The organism is Acinetobacter indicus, from assembly GCF_009914475.1.
Taxonomy (GTDB): domain Bacteria; phylum Pseudomonadota; class Gammaproteobacteria; order Pseudomonadales; family Moraxellaceae; genus Acinetobacter; species Acinetobacter indicus.
Genome location: NZ_CP045198.1, coordinates 1,791,803 through 1,809,015, shown reverse-complemented (window position 1 = coordinate 1,809,015; position 17,213 = coordinate 1,791,803). Strand labels below are relative to the sequence as shown.

At 47.6% G+C, this 17,213-nt stretch carries 16 protein-coding genes; 11 read left to right on the top strand and 5 right to left on the bottom strand.

Features of this window, described 5'->3' with window-relative positions:
* Nucleotides 1-112 precede the first annotated feature (112 nt).
* The 4 genes from GA693_RS08995 (at nucleotide 113) to GA693_RS08980 (ending at nucleotide 4,500) form a co-directional block, all read left to right on the top strand.
* Complete coding sequence (locus GA693_RS08995) at nucleotides 113-1,366, top strand: D-amino acid dehydrogenase (protein ID WP_160241036.1); 1,254 nt, start codon at nucleotides 113-115, stop codon at nucleotides 1,364-1,366.
* 22 nt (nucleotides 1,367-1,388) lie between these two features.
* Nucleotides 1,389-2,501 (top strand): alanine racemase, encoded by a 1,113-nt coding sequence (alr, locus tag GA693_RS08990; protein WP_160241037.1) that lies wholly within the window; start codon nucleotides 1,389-1,391, stop codon nucleotides 2,499-2,501.
* A 24-nt stretch (nucleotides 2,502-2,525) separates the two neighbouring features.
* Nucleotides 2,526-2,888: a RidA family protein gene (locus tag GA693_RS08985; RefSeq protein WP_005179861.1), complete on the top strand. Its 363-nt coding sequence runs from the start codon at nucleotides 2,526-2,528 to the stop codon at nucleotides 2,886-2,888.
* Between the two features lie 148 nt (nucleotides 2,889-3,036).
* Entirely contained in the window at nucleotides 3,037-4,500 is a 1,464-nt protein-coding gene (locus GA693_RS08980; protein WP_016659472.1) for an amino acid permease, read from the top strand.
* Between the two features lie 55 nt (nucleotides 4,501-4,555).
* On the opposite strand, the gene GA693_RS08975 is transcribed toward GA693_RS08980, so the two are convergent.
* The gene (locus tag GA693_RS08975) at nucleotides 4,556-5,008 is read right to left on the bottom strand and encodes a CopD family protein (protein WP_005179856.1); all 453 of its coding nucleotides are present in this window, start codon (nucleotides 5,006-5,008) and stop codon (nucleotides 4,556-4,558) included.
* 19 nt (nucleotides 5,009-5,027) lie between these two features.
* Nucleotides 5,028-6,257, bottom strand: coding sequence for a beta-ketoacyl synthase N-terminal-like domain-containing protein (locus GA693_RS08970; protein ID WP_005179853.1), 1,230 nt, complete (start codon nucleotides 6,255-6,257; stop codon nucleotides 5,028-5,030).
* A 276-nt stretch (nucleotides 6,258-6,533) separates the two neighbouring features.
* Between GA693_RS08970 and GA693_RS08965 the strand changes: the two genes are divergently transcribed.
* The 7 genes from GA693_RS08965 to rimI all read left to right on the top strand — a co-directional run bounded on the left by GA693_RS08965 (nucleotide 6,534) and on the right by rimI (nucleotide 14,385).
* Nucleotides 6,534-7,982 carry an EcsC family protein gene (locus GA693_RS08965; protein WP_160241038.1) on the top strand — a complete coding sequence of 483 codons (1,449 nt, stop codon included), beginning with the start codon at nucleotides 6,534-6,536 and terminating at the stop codon, nucleotides 7,980-7,982.
* Nucleotides 7,983-8,145: 163 nt separating this feature from the next.
* The gene (rpsL, locus tag GA693_RS08960) at nucleotides 8,146-8,520 is read left to right on the top strand and encodes a 30S ribosomal protein S12 (protein ID WP_002050319.1); all 375 of its coding nucleotides are present in this window, start codon (nucleotides 8,146-8,148) and stop codon (nucleotides 8,518-8,520) included.
* A gap of 179 nt (nucleotides 8,521-8,699) precedes the next feature.
* Entirely contained in the window at nucleotides 8,700-9,170 is a 471-nt protein-coding gene (gene rpsG, locus GA693_RS08955; RefSeq protein WP_005179845.1) for a 30S ribosomal protein S7, read from the top strand.
* Between the two features lie 132 nt (nucleotides 9,171-9,302).
* Nucleotides 9,303-11,438 (top strand): elongation factor G, encoded by a 2,136-nt coding sequence (fusA, locus tag GA693_RS08950; protein WP_160241039.1) that lies wholly within the window; start codon nucleotides 9,303-9,305, stop codon nucleotides 11,436-11,438.
* Nucleotides 11,439-11,532: 94 nt separating this feature from the next.
* Entirely contained in the window at nucleotides 11,533-12,723 is a 1,191-nt protein-coding gene (gene tuf / locus GA693_RS08945) for an elongation factor Tu (protein WP_160241040.1), read from the top strand.
* A 212-nt stretch (nucleotides 12,724-12,935) separates the two neighbouring features.
* Nucleotides 12,936-13,817: a metal-dependent hydrolase gene (locus GA693_RS08940; protein ID WP_160241041.1), complete on the top strand. Its 882-nt coding sequence runs from the start codon at nucleotides 12,936-12,938 to the stop codon at nucleotides 13,815-13,817.
* 103 nt (nucleotides 13,818-13,920) lie between these two features.
* The gene (gene rimI, locus GA693_RS08935; RefSeq protein WP_160241042.1) at nucleotides 13,921-14,385 is read left to right on the top strand and encodes a ribosomal protein S18-alanine N-acetyltransferase; all 465 of its coding nucleotides are present in this window, start codon (nucleotides 13,921-13,923) and stop codon (nucleotides 14,383-14,385) included.
* Between the two features lie 19 nt (nucleotides 14,386-14,404).
* On the opposite strand, the gene GA693_RS08930 is transcribed toward rimI, so the two are convergent.
* The 3 genes from GA693_RS08930 to trxB all read right to left on the bottom strand — a co-directional run bounded on the left by GA693_RS08930 (nucleotide 14,405) and on the right by trxB (nucleotide 17,005).
* Nucleotides 14,405-15,220, bottom strand: coding sequence for an arginyltransferase (locus tag GA693_RS08930; protein ID WP_005179833.1), 816 nt, complete (start codon nucleotides 15,218-15,220; stop codon nucleotides 14,405-14,407).
* A 16-nt stretch (nucleotides 15,221-15,236) separates the two neighbouring features.
* Entirely contained in the window at nucleotides 15,237-15,968 is a 732-nt protein-coding gene (gene aat, locus GA693_RS08925) for a leucyl/phenylalanyl-tRNA--protein transferase (RefSeq protein ID WP_005179830.1), read from the bottom strand.
* 80 nt (nucleotides 15,969-16,048) lie between these two features.
* Entirely contained in the window at nucleotides 16,049-17,005 is a 957-nt protein-coding gene (gene trxB / locus GA693_RS08920) for a thioredoxin-disulfide reductase (protein WP_016659465.1), read from the bottom strand.
* Between the last annotated feature and the right edge of the window lie 208 nt (nucleotides 17,006-17,213).

The following is a 17,213-nucleotide window of genomic DNA, read 5'->3' as shown; positions in this document are numbered from 1 at the left end:
TCCTGAAAAAATGGGCGGATTATCTGAAAATACCCACTAAAAATAGCAAAATTCACTATTGATCCGAAAATATACTAGTTAAATAAACTGGAATGTATTTGAGGTCAAGTCTATGCGTGTAATTGTGTTGGGAAGCGGTGTCATTGGGGTGACCAGCGCATATTATCTGGCGCAGCAGGGTGCAAGTGTGACGGTGCTGGATCGTCAAACCGGGCCGGCGGAAGAAACCAGCTTCGGGAATGCCGGACAGGTTTCACCGGGCTATTCAACGCCGTGGGCAGCGCCGGGGATTCCATTTAAAGCCGTGAAGTGGATGTTCCAGCATCATGCACCTTTGGCCGTGAATTTGGATGGCAGTATGTGGCAGTTACAGTGGATGGCGCAAATGCTGAAAAACTGTAATGCGCAGCACTATGCTATTAATAAAGAGCGGATGGTGCGGGTAGCCGAATATAGCCGCGATTGCCTGAGACAGTTACGCCAAGACACCGGAATCAGCTATGAAAACCGCTCTAAAGGCACGCTGCAGCTGTTCCGTAAAGATGCCCAGCTCGATGCCGTACAGCGTGACATTGAAGTATTAAAAGAAAGCAGTGTGGAATATGAGCTGTTAGACCGTGATGGTCTGGCCCGGGTTGAACCGGCTTTGGCTGCGGCCAAAGATAAACTGGTTGGTGGCTTGCACTTGCCTAATGATGAAACCGGTGATTGCTATCTGTTTACCAATGCGCTGGCCAAACTGGCACAGGAGATGGGTGTCGATTTCCAGTTTAACCAGAATGTAGAAAAACTGCTGGTTGAAGGCGACGAGATTAAAGGCGTGCTGGTCAATGGCAAAGTACTGACCGCAGACCGTTATGTATTAGCCTTTGGCAGTTATTCACGTGAATTCCTGAAACCGCTGCATCTGGACCTGCCGGTCTATCCGGTGAAAGGTTACTCGCTGACTGTGCCAATTGTCGATCCAGCCATGGCGCCACAATCAACAGTTCTGGATGAAACTTACAAGATTGCCATTACCCGTTTTGACCAGCGGATTCGTGTCGGTGGTATGGCTGAATTAAGCGGCTTTAACCTCGGTCTGAATCAGGATCGTCGTGCCACGCTGGAAATGGTCACCAAAGATTTATTCCCGGGTGGTGATTTACCGCAGGCCAGCTTCTGGACCGGTTTACGTCCAATGACGCCAGACAGCACCCCGATTATTGGTGGCACCCGCTATAAAAACCTGTTCCTGAATACCGGTCACGGGACTTTAGGCTGGACCATGGCCTGTGGTTCGGGCAAGTTAATCAGTGATCTGGTGATGCAGCAGCAACCGGAAATTAGCACTGAAGGCTTATCGTTACAGCGTTACGCTGCTTAAGGTATTGATTCAAGGAAGAACGATGTCCAGACCAATTCAGGCGGTGGTGCATCTCGATGCACTGCGCCATAACCTGCAGATTGCCCGGCAGTATGCCGGGGACAGCCAAGTTTATGCCGTGGTCAAGGCCAATGCCTATGGTCATGGCATCGAGCGGGTCTATCCGGCTTTTAAGTCCGCCGATGGCTTTGCCTTGCTAGATCTGGCCGAGGCGCTGAGATTACGCCAGCTGGGCTGGCAGGGCGATATTCTGTTGCTGGAAGGTATTTTCTGTCTGGAAGATTTATTTGTCTGTCAGCAACATTGCTTGAGCTTTAGCATTCACAGCGCCCATCAAATTGACTGGTTACAGCAGTTCCAGCGCCAGCATCCGGAAGCACGTTTTCATGTCTATCTGAAAATGAACAGTGGCATGAACCGTCTGGGTTTTGCACCCGCCACTTACCGGGACGCCTTCGCCCAGTTACAGGCATTGGAAATTATCGCCTCTATTACCCACATGATGCATTTCTCCGATGCCGACGGCGAACGTTTTGGCGCGCCGGGCATTGACTATCAGCAGCAGTGTTTTGAACAGACCATTGCCGGCCTGCCTGGCAAGCGTTCGCTCTGTAATAGCGCGGCGCTGCTACGTCATGCGCCGGCCCTGCACAGCGATGTGATGCGTAGCGGCATCATGCTGTACGGCAGTTCCCCCGATTTTCCACAGCACACAATTCAGGACTGGAACCTGAAACCGAGCATGAGCTTGCGCAGTGAAATTATTGCTGTCCAGCAGCTGAAGGCTGGAGAAAGTATTGGCTATGGCTCCAGCTTTGTCGCCGAAAAATCCATGCGGATTGGCGTAGTGGCCTGTGGCTATGCCGATGGCTATCAGCGAATTTCTCCAAGCGGTACACCGGTACTGGTCAATTCGCAGCGCAGCCAGACGCTGGGTCGGGTCAGTATGGATATGCTGGCGGTCGATCTCAGCCATCTTCCTGATGCCGATATTGGCGCTGAAGTGGTGCTGTGGGGCTATTCCAGCAGTGGTGCCATCTTGCCGGTCGATGAGGTCAGTCAGGCAGCCGGTACCGTTGGCTATGAGCTGATGTGCGCCATCACCGCCCGGGTGCCGTTTGTGGTGGAGGCATAAAATTTTATTCAACAGGATCACAACATGAGTTCTCAAGATATTCAACGTATTCACAGCACTGAAGTGATGAGTGCGGCAACGGTATTTAATCAGGTGGTCTATCTGTCGGGTCAGATTCCGAAAACCACTGCCGGGCAGGACATCACTGCGCAAACGCAAGAAGTGCTGCAGACCATTGATACGCTGCTGGCCGAAACCAATAGCGATAAAAGCCGGATTTTATCTGCGCAACTCTTTTTAAAGAATCTGTCCGATTTCCAGACCGTGAATGCGCTCTGGATTGAATGGTTGCAGGGCCATGCCACACCGGCACGCGCCACCATTCAGGCGGAACTGGTCAACCCGGACTGGCTGATTGAAATTGCAGTGACCGCTGCACAGAAATAAGCCGTCTGGTTTGGTTTTCTCTCCCAGCCACTGACGCTGCGTACAGCCCAAGATAGGATTTGTTGGGGTGTACAGGACCATCATTGCAGGATGACGTATGCACAGCCTGCGCTGATGGCAGGGTCAGGGCACAATAAGGATATTGAACATGACTTCCTCTCGTCACGATGACGTTCATTCGTCGCCACATGAATTACAACGCAAACTCTCCAACCGGCATCTGCAGTTAATTGCCATTGGCGGCGCTATTGGCACCGGACTGTTTATGGGCTCCGGCAAAACCATTGCCTTGGCTGGCCCGTCCATCCTGTTTATTTATATGATTATTGGCCTGATGTTTTTCTTCCTGATGCGCGCATTGGGTGAAATCCTGCTGTCCAATCTGCACTATAAATCCTTTATTGATATGGCGCATGAGCTGATCGGGCCGGGTGCGGGCTACTATATTGGCTGGTCCTATTGGCTGGGCTGGATTCTGGTCGGAATTGCCGATCTGGCAGCCATCATCAATTATCTCGGTTTCTGGCTGCCACCAGATACCACGTTTACTCCCATGGGGCAGGCGCTGATCAGTGTTGGTTGTGTGCTGTTTGTACTGGGACTGAATTTACTGACGGTCAAGCTGTTTGGTGAAATCGAGTTCTGGTTTGCCCTGATCAAGATTCTGGCCATCTTAGGCCTGATTGGTATTGGTGGCTATATGGTCTTTAACCAGTTTGCCGCGCCAGATGGCACCACTGCCAGTTTTCAGCATGTCTGGTCACATGGTGGTATGTTTCCACAAGGCGGTAACGGTTTTCTGGCCGGTTTCCAGATTGCGCTGTTTGCCTTTGTCGGGGTGGAGCTGCTGGGCACCATGGCGGCTGAAACCAAAGATCCGGAAAAGAATTTACCCAAAGCAGTCAATGCAATTCCGACCCGGATTATCCTGTTTTATGTGCTGTCTTTATTTGTGGTGATGTCGGTGACGCCGTGGAACCAGATTCCGGCAGACCGTAGTCCGTTTGTGTCGTTGTTTTTACATGCCGGTATTCCCACCTCTGCGATTATTATGAATCTGGTGGTGTTATCTTCGGTGATGTCTTCCATGAACAGCGGTGTGTTTTCGACCAGCCGCATGCTGTTTGGCCTGGCGCGTGGCCGGCAGGCGCCACAGGCGTTGGCGACCTTGTCAAAACGGGCAGTACCGGCCAAAGGTCTGCTGTTCTCCTGTCTGTTTATTATGGCCGGTGCAGCCTTGCAGTATTTTGTGCCGAATACCGTTGAAGCCTTTACCTTGGCCAGCTCGCTGTGCGTGATTCTGTTTATTAGCATCTGGGGCATTATTATGGTGTGTTACCTGCGCTATCGTAAACTGCAGCCGCAGTTACACGCTGCTTCACGCTTTAAAATGCCGGGCGGGGTGCTGATGAGCTATGTGGTGTTGGCCTTCCTGCTGTTTGCACTGGTGATTCTCAGTCTGGAGCCGGATACGCTGAAAGCACTGCTGGTCAGTCCGTTGTGGCTGGTGATTTTAACCGTGACTTACTATGGTCTATATAAACCGCGGCTGCGTAAATACCAGCAATATGCCCAGACCGAGCAATATGCCAAGTCAGAAACCCTTCGCTAGCCCACAAAAAAGCCTCGTATCAAACGAGGCTTTTTTTATCTGTTCTTCGATGGAGCTAGAACACAGGTTTCACCACCACCAGAATCACAATTGCAAATAACAGCACTGTCGGCATTTCATTGAAAAAGCGCCAGAACTTGTGTGACTTGTAATGGGCATTGCCAATCAGTTTCAGACGGTAATAACCGCAAACCAGATGGTAAATCACCAATAATCCGACCAGTGCCACTTTCAGGTAAAACCACAAGGCATCGTGGTAGTTCCGGGTGGCATCACCCCAATCTACCAGAAAGTGGGCGGTAATTAGGGTGGCAATCATGGAAGGCCACATAATTCCGCGGTACAACTTGCGTTCCATGACTTCAAAACGCTGATGACTGACCGCATCTTCACTCATGGCATGGTAAACATATAACCGTGGCAGATAGAACAGTGCAGCGAACCAGCACACCACGGCAATAATATGTAATGCTTTTACCCATAAAAAAGCATCAGAAGGTGCATCCATCGAAAATCCTATTTAGGGATTATGCATCCCATTTCTTGAAAATCAGACAAGCGTTTACGCCGCCAAAACCAAAACTGTTACTCATCACAGTATTCAATTTTGCGTCACGTTTTTCAAGTACGATATCAAAGCCTTTCGCGCCTTCATCCAGCTCGGTCACGTTGATGTTTGGCGCAATAAAGTCGTTTTGCATCATCAGGACAGAGTAGATCGCTTCCTGTACACCGGCAGCACCCAGGCTGTGACCGGTCATAGATTTGGTCGAGCTCAGGGCTGGTACCTGGCCTTCACCAAAGGCACGTTCCATGGCTTTCAGTTCAGTCACGTCACCTGCAGGGGTAGATGTACCGTGTGTGTTCACATAGTCAATCGATTCAACACCATGCTGTTTGGCTTCATCCAGCGCCATCAGGATACAGCGTGTTGCACCTTCACCGCTTGGCGCAACCATGTCAGCACCATCCGAGTTGGCTGCATACGCGACCACTTCTGCCAGAATGTTGGCACCACGTGCTTGTGCATGTTCCAGCGATTCCAGTACCAGGAAGCCACCGCCGCCGGCAATCACGAAACCATCACGGTCTGCTGAATATGGACGAGAAGCAGTTTCTGGGGTGTCATTGTATTTGGCACACAGCGCACCCATCGCATCAAACAGCAGGCTTTGTGACCAGTGATCTTCTTCACCACCGCCAGCCAGCATAAGATCCTGTTTACCCAGTTGAATCAGGTTGTAGGCATAACCAATCGCATCGGCAGAAGTTGCACATGCGCTGGTAATCGAGTGCGCAACGCCTTGCAGTTTAAAGGCAACGCCCAGGTTGGCCGTAATGGTGTTTGACATGTTACGTGGTACAAAGAATGGGCCAATTTTACGCGCGCCTTTTTCTTCCAGTAATTCCACCATTTCAACCACAGATGCAGTCGAGTTGCCGCCTGAACCACCGGCAATACCGTAACGCGGGTTACCAGCTAAATCTTCAACTTTCAGGCCGGCATGTTCAATGGCTGCTGCCGCTGCGTTATAGGCATACATTGCACACACGCCCATGAAGCGTTTTAAACGACGGTCGATATTGTCAAAATTCTGTTCTGCAGCTGCACTGACATGGCTCTTAAAATTCAGTTCAGCATAAGTCTGGTTAAAACGTGTGCCTGAAATACCATTTTGCAAAGAGTGGGTTACATCTTCTAATGTATTACCAATGCACGAATTAATGCCCATGCCAGTGATTACAACACGTTTCATCTACAGTTCCCTTATGGTGATATTATCGGGTCCAACCCTGGAGACTGTCGGCGCAAATGCCGGTGTCCAGCGCATTTCCCAAGTTTTTCAATTGGATTCATAATAACAGAAAGAATTTTGAATTCTTATGGCAAATCCTATGCCTCTTTGGGAATGACCAGATTTGGGGAGCAGACTACGTGAACATAACCAAAAGAAACACAATAAGGTTGAGATAAACGCAGACTATACCTAGTATTTAGCAATAAATCTTAAGAAAGAAAATGAGGAGCAAGAATGACAGATTCTAATAATAAGCAATCAGGCGGATTCCTCTCGAGTGCGTTTGGAGTGGCTAAAAAGCTCAGTCATACCGGCATTGACCTGGTTCAGCATGTGGCGCCCGGTTCGACCAGTAAAGAAGAGGCGGGTAGCAGTCAGGGGCGGGTGGTGGAAGGCAGTGCCAGCCCGGTATTCGGCCGCCATTCATCGCGTTATGACAATCCGCAGCAGGTACTGAAGGCACATTTGCCGCAGGTCTCACGTCAATTGCTAGGTCGTCATTATAATAAGGTCAATAATCTTGCCCATTTTGTGGCGCCTCAGTTTTCTGACAAGGTGTCGGATTACTTCTTTCACCAGCTAAATACCTTTACCTCCAATATCAGTTCGGTCGATGCAGTTCTAGATGAAGCCGGGGTACGTGATCTAGAAGAACTGACCCAGGATGTGAACCGTTCCAAACGCATCAGCCAGGCGCTGGCAGAGCAGAATAAATGGCTGGCCTCGATTCAGGGCGCGATCACCGGGGCTACCGGCGTGATTGGAACCGCGGTAGATGTGCCGGTTTCGATGATCATGTCGTTACGTACCATCTATCAGGTTGGGCGTTCGTATGGCTTTGAGCTGAATAAAGAAGAAGGCCAGGCCATTGTGCAATATATTTTCAAACAGGTTGATCTGGGCCTGATTGCCGAAAAGCAGGCGGTCTTGCTGGGCATTAAAAGCGTGCTGAACATGCTGCAAACCCATGATGTGCATCAGCTGCAGCAGCTGGTTGGTTCCAGCAATGACATGGAAGCGCTACGCAAATATCTGGTCAATGAGCAGGGCGAAATGAAATGGCAATGGATGAACTCAATGCCGAAGTTCTCGCTGTTAAGCAAATTAACCCCGGTAGCGACAGCCTCGGTCAGTGCCGCCTACAGCTGGAAGCTGGTCGAGCATGTGCACCAGAAAGCGCAGGAAGTGTTCTCGCATGCCCGTGAATATCTCATCCAGCATAAGGGCAGTCAGCTGTCCCCGGTCGATGCCTATGAAAAAGCCGCAGCCTTACTGGCACAGGCCGTACCAAAATTACTGGAACAGCCAGCTGCGGCTACACCGGCCGTCGATGAGCTGAAGCTGGATCAGGATATTGAGCTGCAGCAAAACAGCACCATCTCCAAGGTGAAAATCCAGAAAAAATCGGCAGAGGAAAAGCCGGAGCCGGAACAGATCGATCAGGATATCCAGCAGGGCCTAGAGCAGCTGGCCGATAAAATGGTTGAACCGAATGCTGCGGTAGAGCCGCAAAAACCGGCAATTCCACCGGAATCGATTGAGCCGGAACCTGAAGAGGATGACGAGTTTGACGACACGCCACCGGCAGTGGAAGAGCCACCTGAAACGGAGGCTGAACCGCAAAAAGCAGACGCTGAGAAACCGGTAGCGAAGAAGGTTACAAAAAAGCAAAAAGCGCAATAAGGTGCTAATACCTTAAAAAGCAGTAAAATTAGCCTTTAATGCGGGAATGGTCAATATTTGCCGGTCTGTCGAATATTGACCATTTTAGTATCTTGACTTACAATTGCATGCCCTCAAAAAGTAGTATGTTTTTGGGGCTTTTTATTAACGGGAGAATTGCCACATGGCAACAACAAATCAGTTGATCCGTAAGGGTCGTACGACTTTAGTTGAAAAATCTAAAGTTCCTGCGTTGAAGGCTTGTCCACAACGTCGTGGTGTTTGTACACGTGTTTACACAACTACACCTAAAAAACCTAACTCAGCAATGCGTAAAGTTTGCCGTGTTCGCTTAACTTCAGGTTTCGAAGTTTCTAGCTATATCGGTGGTGAAGGCCATAACCTGCAAGAGCACAGTGTTGTTCTGATCCGTGGTGGTCGTGTTAAAGACTTACCAGGTGTACGTTACCATACCGTTCGTGGTTCTTTAGACTGTGCTGGCGTGAAAGATCGTAACCAGTCACGTTCTAAATACGGTACTAAGCGTCCTAAGAAATAATCTTTCAAGATTAAGCTCTTAGTTCGTTAGAACTGCAATCCTTTATCGTCTCGCTTGTCTGATTTCTGCATTTATTTTGTGAATATTCAAGCGACGTATAGTAAGGCCAGCGAATGCATACGACACTTTATGCTACTGCTGGATTAACCTGAAGTGTCATATTTATAGGTAGTTTTAAAATGCCAAGACGTCGCGTAGTCGCTGCTCGTGAAATCCTTCCGGATCCTAAGTTCAGCAGCCAAACAATCGCTAAATTCATGAACCACGTAATGCAAGATGGTAAAAAATCTATTGCTGAAAGTATCGTTTACGGTGCTTTAGACCGCGTTCAAGAAAAAAACAAAGTAGACCCAGTTGAATTTTTTGAAGCTACGCTTGAAAAAGTTCGTCCTATGGTTGAAGTAAAAGCACGCCGTGTTGGTGGTGCTACTTATCAAGTTCCTATGGAAGTACGCCCATCCCGTCGTACTGCTCTAGCGATGCGTTGGTTAGTAGATGCTGCTGCTAAGCGTTCTGAAAAAACTATGGCTTTACGTCTTGCTGGTGAGTTGCTTGATGCAGCTGAAGGTAAAGGCGCAGCGGTTAAAAAACGTGAAGATGTGCACCGTATGGCTGAAGCCAACAAAGCCTTCTCTCACTACCGTTTCTAAGCGGATAAAACAGGACCTAATCAGGAGGGTGATGAATTTAGTTGTCACTAGTTTGTCATCAAAGCGCTTTAAGTTGCTATGCAGCTTAAAGCGTCCTGTTTTAAACAACAAAATTTAGGAATGCTAGAAATCATGGCACGTCAAACCCCAATTTCTCGTTACCGTAACATTGGTATCTCTGCGCACATTGACGCAGGTAAAACAACCACTTCTGAACGTATTTTGTTCTACACAGGTGAGAGCCACAAACTAGGTGAAACTCACGAAGGTTCAGCAACAACTGACTGGATGGAACAAGAGCAGGAACGTGGTATTACCATTACTTCAGCAGCTGTAACATGCTTCTGGAAAGGTATGGCTAACCAGTTCGACCAACACCGTATTAACGTAATTGACACCCCGGGACACGTTGACTTCACAATCGAAGTTGAGCGTTCTATGCGTGTTCTTGACGGTGCGTGTATGGTTTACTGTGCTGTAGGTGGTGTACAGCCTCAGTCTGAAACTGTATGGCGTCAGGCGAACAAATATAAAGTGCCTCGTATTGCGTTCGTAAACAAAATGGACCGTACTGGTGCGAACTTCTTCCGCGTTGTTGAGCAAATGAAAACACGTCTTGGTGCGAACCCAGTGCCAATCGTTGTTCCAGTGGGCGCAGAAGACACATTCACAGGTGTTGTTGACTTAATCGAAATGAAGTCAATCATCTGGGACGAAGCTTCTCAAGGTATGAAGTTTGAATACGGCGACATTCCTGCTGATCTGCAAGATACAGCTGAAGAATGGCGTACAAACATGGTTGAAGCTGCTGCTGAAGCATCAGAAGAACTCATGGACAAATACCTGGAAGAAGGCGACCTTTCTAAAGAAGAAATCGTAGCTGGTCTTCGTCAACGTACTTTGGCTGGTGAAATCCAACCAATGATGTGTGGTTCGGCGTTCAAAAACAAAGGTGTTCAACGTATGTTGGACGCAGTGATTGAATTCCTTCCAGCGCCTACAGACGTAGAAGCGATCAAAGGTATCCTAGACGACAAAGACGAAACTGAAGGTTCTCGTGAAGCGTCTGACGATGCTCCGTTCTCTGCGCTTGCGTTCAAAATCATGAACGACAAATTCGTAGGTAACTTAACGTTCGTACGTGTTTACTCAGGTGTTCTGAAAGCAGGTAGCCCTGTTTACAACCCAGTGAAAATGAAACGTGAACGTATCGGCCGTATCGTACAGATGCACGCAAACGACCGTCAAGACATCGAAGAAATTCGTGCGGGCGACATCGCAGCGTGTGTAGGTCTTAAAGACACAACTACGGGTGATACACTGTGTGACGAAAACAACGTAATCACACTTGAGCGTATGGAATTCCCAGAGCCAGTAATTCAATTGGCTGTTGAACCTAAGACCAAAGCTGACCAAGAAAAAATGTCAGTTGCGCTTGGCCGTTTAGCGAAAGAAGATCCATCGTTCCGCGTATTCACAGACGAAGAATCTGGTCAGACTATCATCGCTGGTATGGGTGAGCTTCACCTTGACATCATCGTTGACCGTATGAAGCGTGAATTCAACGTTGAAGCGAACATTGGTAAACCAATGGTTGCTTACCGTGAAACGATCAAGAAATCAATCGAACAAGAAGGTAAATTCGTTCGTCAAACTGGTGGTAAAGGTAAATTCGGTCACGTATACGTACGTTTAGAACCGCTTGATCCTGAAACTGGTAAAGACTACGAGTTCGCTGAAGAAGTTGTTGGTGGTGTAGTACCTAAAGAATTCTTCGGTGCGGTTGACAAAGGTATCCAAGAACGTATGAAGAATGGTGTCCTTGCTGGTTATCCAGTCGTTGGCATCAAAGCGACATTGTTCGACGGTTCTTACCACGATGTCGACTCTGACGAATTATCGTTCAAAATGGCGGGTTCTTACGCATTCCGTGACGGTTTCATGAAAGCAGATCCTGTTCTTCTTGAACCAATCATGAAAGTTGAAGTAGAAACTCCAGAAGACTACATGGGCGATATCATGGGTGACTTAAACCGTCGTCGTGGTATGGTTCAAGGTATGGACGATTTACCTGGCGGTACTAAAGCAATCCGTGCTGAAGTTCCACTGGCTGAGATGTTCGGTTACGCGACTCAAATGCGTTCTATGTCTCAAGGTCGTGCGACTTACTCTATGGAATTTGCTAAATACGCTGAAACTCCACGTAACGTGGCGGAAGGCATCATCGCTAAGTTCCAAGCTGGCGGTAAAAAAGGTGACGACGAGTAATCTTTCGATTACTATATTGCCTAACTAATTTTATAGTTAAAATCTAATGCTCATGCAGTGATCCTGCATGAGTAATCTACAAAGGAAGATGAACATGGCTAAGGCTAAGTTTGAACGTAATAAGCCACACGTTAACGTGGGCACAATCGGTCACGTTGACCATGGTAAAACAACTTTAACAGCTGCAATTGCAACTGTATGTGCGAAGAAATTCGGTGGTGAAGCGAAAGATTACGCTGCAATCGACTCTGCTCCAGAAGAAAAAGCACGTGGTATTACAATTAACACTTCTCACGTAGAATACGATTCTCCAACTCGTCACTACGCTCACGTTGACTGCCCAGGCCACGCCGACTATGTTAAAAACATGATCACTGGTGCTGCTCAGATGGATGGTGCGATTCTTGTTTGTTCAGCGACTGATGGTCCAATGCCACAAACTCGTGAACACATCCTTCTTTCTCGTCAGGTAGGTGTACCTTATATCGTTGTATTCTTAAACAAATGCGATATCGTAGATGACGAAGAGTTAATCGAATTAGTTGAAATGGAAGTTCGTGAACTTCTTTCTACTTACGACTTCCCAGGCGACGACACTCCAGTAATCCGTGGTTCTGCTCTTGCAGCACTTAACGGTGAATCAGGTCAATATGGCGAAGACGCTGTTGTAGCTCTTGTTGAAGCGCTTGACACTTACATTCCAGAGCCAGTACGTGCAATCGACCAAGCATTCTTAATGCCAATCGAAGACGTATTCTCTATTTCTGGTCGTGGTACAGTTGTAACTGGCCGTGTAGAAACTGGTATCGTTAAAGTAGGTGAAGAAGTTGAAATCGTGGGTATCAAAGATACAGCGAAAACAACTGTTACTGGCGTTGAAATGTTCCGTAAGCTTCTTGACGAAGGTCGTGCTGGCGAGAACTGTGGTGTTCTTCTACGTGGTACTAAGCGTGAAGAAGTTCAACGTGGTCAAGTACTTGCTAAACCAGGTTCAATCAAGCCGCACACTAAATTCGACGCAGAAGTATATGTACTTTCTAAAGACGAAGGTGGCCGTCACACTCCATTCTTAAATGGTTACCGTCCACAGTTCTACTTCCGTACTACGGACGTAACTGGTGCGATCCAGCTGAAAGAAGGCGTTGAAATGGTTATGCCAGGTGACAACGTTGAAATGTCAGTAGAATTAATCCACCCAATCGCAATGGACGCTGGCTTACGCTTCGCGATCCGTGAAGGTGGTCGTACTGTAGGTGCTGGTGTAGTTTCTAAAGTAACTGCATAATCACTTCTATAGTGTGAAAAAAGCGTCCCAAAGGGACGCTTTTTTTATCTTTGCAGATTAAATTGTCTGACAATTTAACTGCAAGCTGTCCTAAACTGATATTCGCCTGACCTTAACTGCACTTATCTCCATATCAGAACCACGTAAGATAAGGCTGAAGAAAATAAATAAAAGTTTCAGGTGAGACGCTTCACTTGAAAGGAGTTGAGGTCATGAATGCTAAAGTAAATATTACCAACCGCGCAGGTGCCAGTTTCCCTGTGCGTCGTATGGCGTTTGAGTTTGATCAGGTTCCAGAATACTGGATGCAAGGTTCGGCTGGCCTGACGCATTTTATGACCGCTTTATCCGCCCTGTTTCCAGCCGGTGAAAAATTCTTTATTGATAGTGTACGTGCAGTGCGTTACCACCCGGCAATTAAAGATAATCAGGAACTGCAAAAAGAAATTTCAGCCTTTATTGGCCAGGAAGCCATGCATACCCAGGAGCATGTTGGCTTTAATGCCTCGGCACAAAAATATGGCCATGATGTAGAACGTTTAGATCGTTATACCGATAAAGTGATTCAAGGTGCGCGTAAGGTATTTGCCGGTGTCGGTAAACCCTTTGGCATTACCCAAGAAATGGTTGATTTGACTGCAACCACCGCACTGGAACATTTTACCGCGACCATTGCCACCCAGTTGCTGCGTAATTCGCATATTCAGGAACTGATGAGCGATGACACCATGAAAACCATGTGGCTGTGGCATGCGATTGAAGAAAACGAGCATAAAGCGGTAGCTTATGATGTGTTTGAGGGTGTATTCGGCCAAGGCACCAAAGCCTATTTACTGCGCACCAGCTCACTGGTTGCCGCCATGCTGACCTTATTTGTGGTGCAAAACTATTTCCTGTTCCGTCTGTTAAAAGAAGACAAACAGCTAAATCTGGAGGCGTTCAAGGCCATTTATACCTATGCTTATAGTTCCTCTAAGGGCATTATTACCGGTATGGGCCGTGAGATGCTGGCATATTTCCGCCCGGGCTTTCATCCGAACGATTTAGATACCGTCAGTCTGCTGGACACATGGAAAGCCAAATTGGGCTTCTAACGGTGTTGACTCTTGGGGCAATGAAAATTGCCCTTTTTTTTGCTCGATTTTTTATCCAGAGCTCTTATAATGCGAACTTTGTTTTGACCGATGATGAACGAAGATGATTCGTTTAATGCAACACGCTGATATTCATAGTGTATTTAACATTGAGCAACAGGTACAAAGCCATCCCTGGAGCTTGAAACAGTTTGCTGAAGCGGTAGACAGCTATCAATGTACCATAATCGAGCAGCAAGGACAGCTGGTCGGGTTCTGTATTTTGCAGCCGGTGCTGGATGAAGCCAACCTGTTGCTGATGGCGGTTGCGCCTGACCAGCAGGGGAAGGGACTAGGTTATCAGCTGTTGGAGCATTCGATTGAGCAGTTGCCGAATCAGCCGGTACAAATTTTTCTGGAAGTGCGTGAAAGCAATACCGCGGCTATCCGTCTGTATGAAAAAGCTGGCTTTCATCAGATTGATGTGCGCAAAAATTATTATCCAAATCCGGATGGCACACGTGAACATGCGGTTATTATGGTTAAAGCCTGTAGTGATGATTTTGCCGCGCTCTTCTCATCACCTTAATTTTTAAAATTATTGGGTTTTATTTGATAATCGAATTATTCCAACCACTGGGCAGAGTGGTCATGAGAGAGTTTCCCAATTGCCGGATTTCTTCGCTGCTTAAGCTGCGGTTGAGCCGGCGCCATTGGCCATCAATCAGCAATTCCAGCGGTACATACTGCGATTTATAATTCATTTTATTGGAATGCGGCACCCAATAGCCTAAATAAACATAAGGCAGTCCGAGTTTCTGGGTGTGTTCAATCTGCTTTAAGATCGCAAATACGCCCAAGGAGCGGCGGTTTTCATCCGGATCAAAGAAGGTATACACCGCAGACAGGCCATCATCGAGCAGGTCGCAGGTCGAGACCGCAATTAGCCGGTCTTGGTGCCAAAGCTCTAAAAAGAAACTGTCGGTGCAGCTGTGAACCAGAAATTTTTCAAACTGATCCTGACTTGGCGGATACATATCGCCATCGGCATGGCGTTCATTAATATAACGCTCATACAGCGCATAATGCTGTTCATTGGCTTCTTGGGTAGAGCGGATGGTGACGTGCAGGTCCTGATTGCGTTTCCAGGCTTTTTTCTGGGTGCTGTTCATTTGAAATTCGTGTACCGGCACGCGCGAAGACAGACATTGACGGCATAAATGGCATTCCGGCCGATAGACAAAGTCACCGCTACGACGAAAGCCCATGCGTGACAGTTCAGACAGGGTCACCACATCAATCCGGTGCGCCGGATCTAAAAACACCATGCGAGCAGATTTATCATCCAGATAACTGCAGTTATGCGGCGGCGTAATATAATATTGTAATTCGTTGAGCAGGGATTTCGGTTGATATGAATTCATGGCAATCCCTCTTTATTTATTCATCCAGTGAGTCGTTTTGCGCTATTGTTTTACTTGAAAATACACCCTCCTGGTATTTTTTCCAATCTATCGCCGGCTGTTTTACAACATCTTGTAACGATTTTAAGTATGCTTGGCGAGTTATTGTACAGGCGCCCAGACTTAATAGATGGTCATTGACCAGCTGGCAGTCAATCCAGGGCAGGGCGTTGTCGCGGCCAATCAGCATTAAGGTATAAAACGCCATTTTAGAGACATCTGTGCGCTGGCTAAACATTGACTCGCCAAAGCAGCCGCGGCCAATGGTGACGCCATACAAACCACCGACCAGCGCATCCTGCTCCCAGACTTCGACACTATAGCCATAACCGGCCTCAAACAGGTCAATATAGCCCTGAATGATGTCTTCGGAAATCCAGGTGTCATTGGCATAGGCCCGTGGCAGCGAACAACAGCGAATCACCCGTTCAAAGGCCTGATTGATGCTAATCCGGTAATCACCTTTTTTCATGTTACGCAGCAGTGACTTGCTTGGATGATAATCCTGAGGGCGGATAATGCAGCGCGGCTCGGGACTCCACCAGCAAATCGGATCACCGTCGGAAAACCACGGAAACAGGCCGTGGGTATAAGCTTCAAACAGGGTCGAGGGGGACAGGTCTGCACCAATACAAATCAGTCCTTCACCCTGTGGATCAGCTTCATCAGGATGGGGGAAAATAAATTGTGAGGGTGCAAGTGCGGTCATACAGCTACTCTGAATCGAAACAGATCTCTATCATACATAAAAAAGCCGCCCGGATTGGGCGGCTCGTGCTTTAGGCAAAATTATTCACCTAGGGCATCCAGATATTTTTCAGCATCTAGGGCTGCCATACAGCCTGAACCAGCTGATGTAATCGCTTGACGATAGACGCTGTCTGCCACGTCACCGGCTGCGAATACGCCCGGTACAGAGGTTTGGGTTGCGTTACCGGCAGTACCACTTTGAACCTGAATATAACCATCACGCAGGTTTAACTGGCCTTCGAACATGCCCGTATTTGGCTTGTGACCAATCGCCACGAACATACCAGATACATCTACATTCTGGGTTGAACCATCGACAGTAGATTTCAAACGTACGGCAGTCACACCAGATTGTGCATCACCCAGGACTTCATCGACCTGGTTGTTCCAGAGAATGCTGATTTTGCCTTCTTTTTCTTTGGCAAAAATATGATCTTGCAGAATTTTCTCTGAACGCAGGCTGTCACGGCGGTGTACCAGGGTCACGTGAGAGGCGATATTGGAAAGATACAGCGCTTCTTCAACTGCGGTATTACCACCACCGACTACCATCACGTTCTGGTTTTTATAGAAGAAACCATCACAGGTGGCACAGGCACTAACACCTTGGCCCATGAATTTGGCTTCAGACTCCAGACCGAGGTATTGAGCCGTAGCACCGGTGGCAATAATTAAGGCATCACAGGTGAACTCTTCCATATCGCCTTTAAGGACGAATGGACGCACACTTAAATCGACTTCATTGATATGGTCATAGACAATTTCGGTCCCGAAACGTTCTGCATGGGCCTGCATACGTTCCATGAGCGCTGGGCCTGTCAGACCTTCCGGATCGCCCGGCCAGTTATCTACTTCTGTTGTCGTCGTAAGTTGACCACCGAGTTGTAAACCTGCAATTAAGGTTGGTTTTAAATTGGCACGTGCAGCATAAACGGCAGCACTATAACCTGCAGGTCCTGAACCTAAAATAATCAAACGTGAATGACGAGCACCCATCTGTAGCATCCTTTTATTATTGAGCAATTTATGGAATTATACGTGAAACTGTATAACAGTTGTGTGAGATTCAGTGGATATTATTGATCATAGAAATCGATTTAAGCTATATAGAAAAAGTTAACAACTGACTTCAATAATCTTGCATCTTTTTTGCTGCAACAGGTGCATAATATCTATTTTATGGCCATGCCAAACTGGCGGGTTG

Bases quoted from the DNA above. Each gene is read 5' to 3' on its own strand.
- GA693_RS08995 (WP_160241036.1), top strand. From the start codon at position 113: ATGCGTGTAATTGTGTTGGGAAGCGGTGTCATTGGGGTGACCAGCGCA.
- alr (WP_160241037.1), top strand. From the start codon at position 1,389: ATGTCCAGACCAATTCAGGCGGTGGTGCATCTCGATGCACTGCGCCAT.
- GA693_RS08985 (WP_005179861.1), top strand. From the start codon at position 2,526: ATGAGTTCTCAAGATATTCAACGTATTCACAGCACTGAAGTGATGAGT.
- GA693_RS08980 (WP_016659472.1), top strand. From the start codon at position 3,037: ATGACTTCCTCTCGTCACGATGACGTTCATTCGTCGCCACATGAATTA.
- GA693_RS08975 (WP_005179856.1), bottom strand. From the start codon at position 5,008: ATGGATGCACCTTCTGATGCTTTTTTATGGGTAAAAGCATTACATATT.
- GA693_RS08970 (WP_005179853.1), bottom strand. From the start codon at position 6,257: ATGAAACGTGTTGTAATCACTGGCATGGGCATTAATTCGTGCATTGGT.
- GA693_RS08965 (WP_160241038.1), top strand. From the start codon at position 6,534: ATGACAGATTCTAATAATAAGCAATCAGGCGGATTCCTCTCGAGTGCG.
- rpsL (WP_002050319.1), top strand. From the start codon at position 8,146: ATGGCAACAACAAATCAGTTGATCCGTAAGGGTCGTACGACTTTAGTT.
- rpsG (WP_005179845.1), top strand. From the start codon at position 8,700: ATGCCAAGACGTCGCGTAGTCGCTGCTCGTGAAATCCTTCCGGATCCT.
- fusA (WP_160241039.1), top strand. From the start codon at position 9,303: ATGGCACGTCAAACCCCAATTTCTCGTTACCGTAACATTGGTATCTCT.
- tuf (WP_160241040.1), top strand. From the start codon at position 11,533: ATGGCTAAGGCTAAGTTTGAACGTAATAAGCCACACGTTAACGTGGGC.
- GA693_RS08940 (WP_160241041.1), top strand. From the start codon at position 12,936: ATGAATGCTAAAGTAAATATTACCAACCGCGCAGGTGCCAGTTTCCCT.
- rimI (WP_160241042.1), top strand. From the start codon at position 13,921: ATGATTCGTTTAATGCAACACGCTGATATTCATAGTGTATTTAACATT.
- GA693_RS08930 (WP_005179833.1), bottom strand. From the start codon at position 15,220: ATGAATTCATATCAACCGAAATCCCTGCTCAACGAATTACAATATTAT.
- aat (WP_005179830.1), bottom strand. From the start codon at position 15,968: ATGACCGCACTTGCACCCTCACAATTTATTTTCCCCCATCCTGATGAA.
- trxB (WP_016659465.1), bottom strand. From the start codon at position 17,005: ATGGGTGCTCGTCATTCACGTTTGATTATTTTAGGTTCAGGACCTGCA.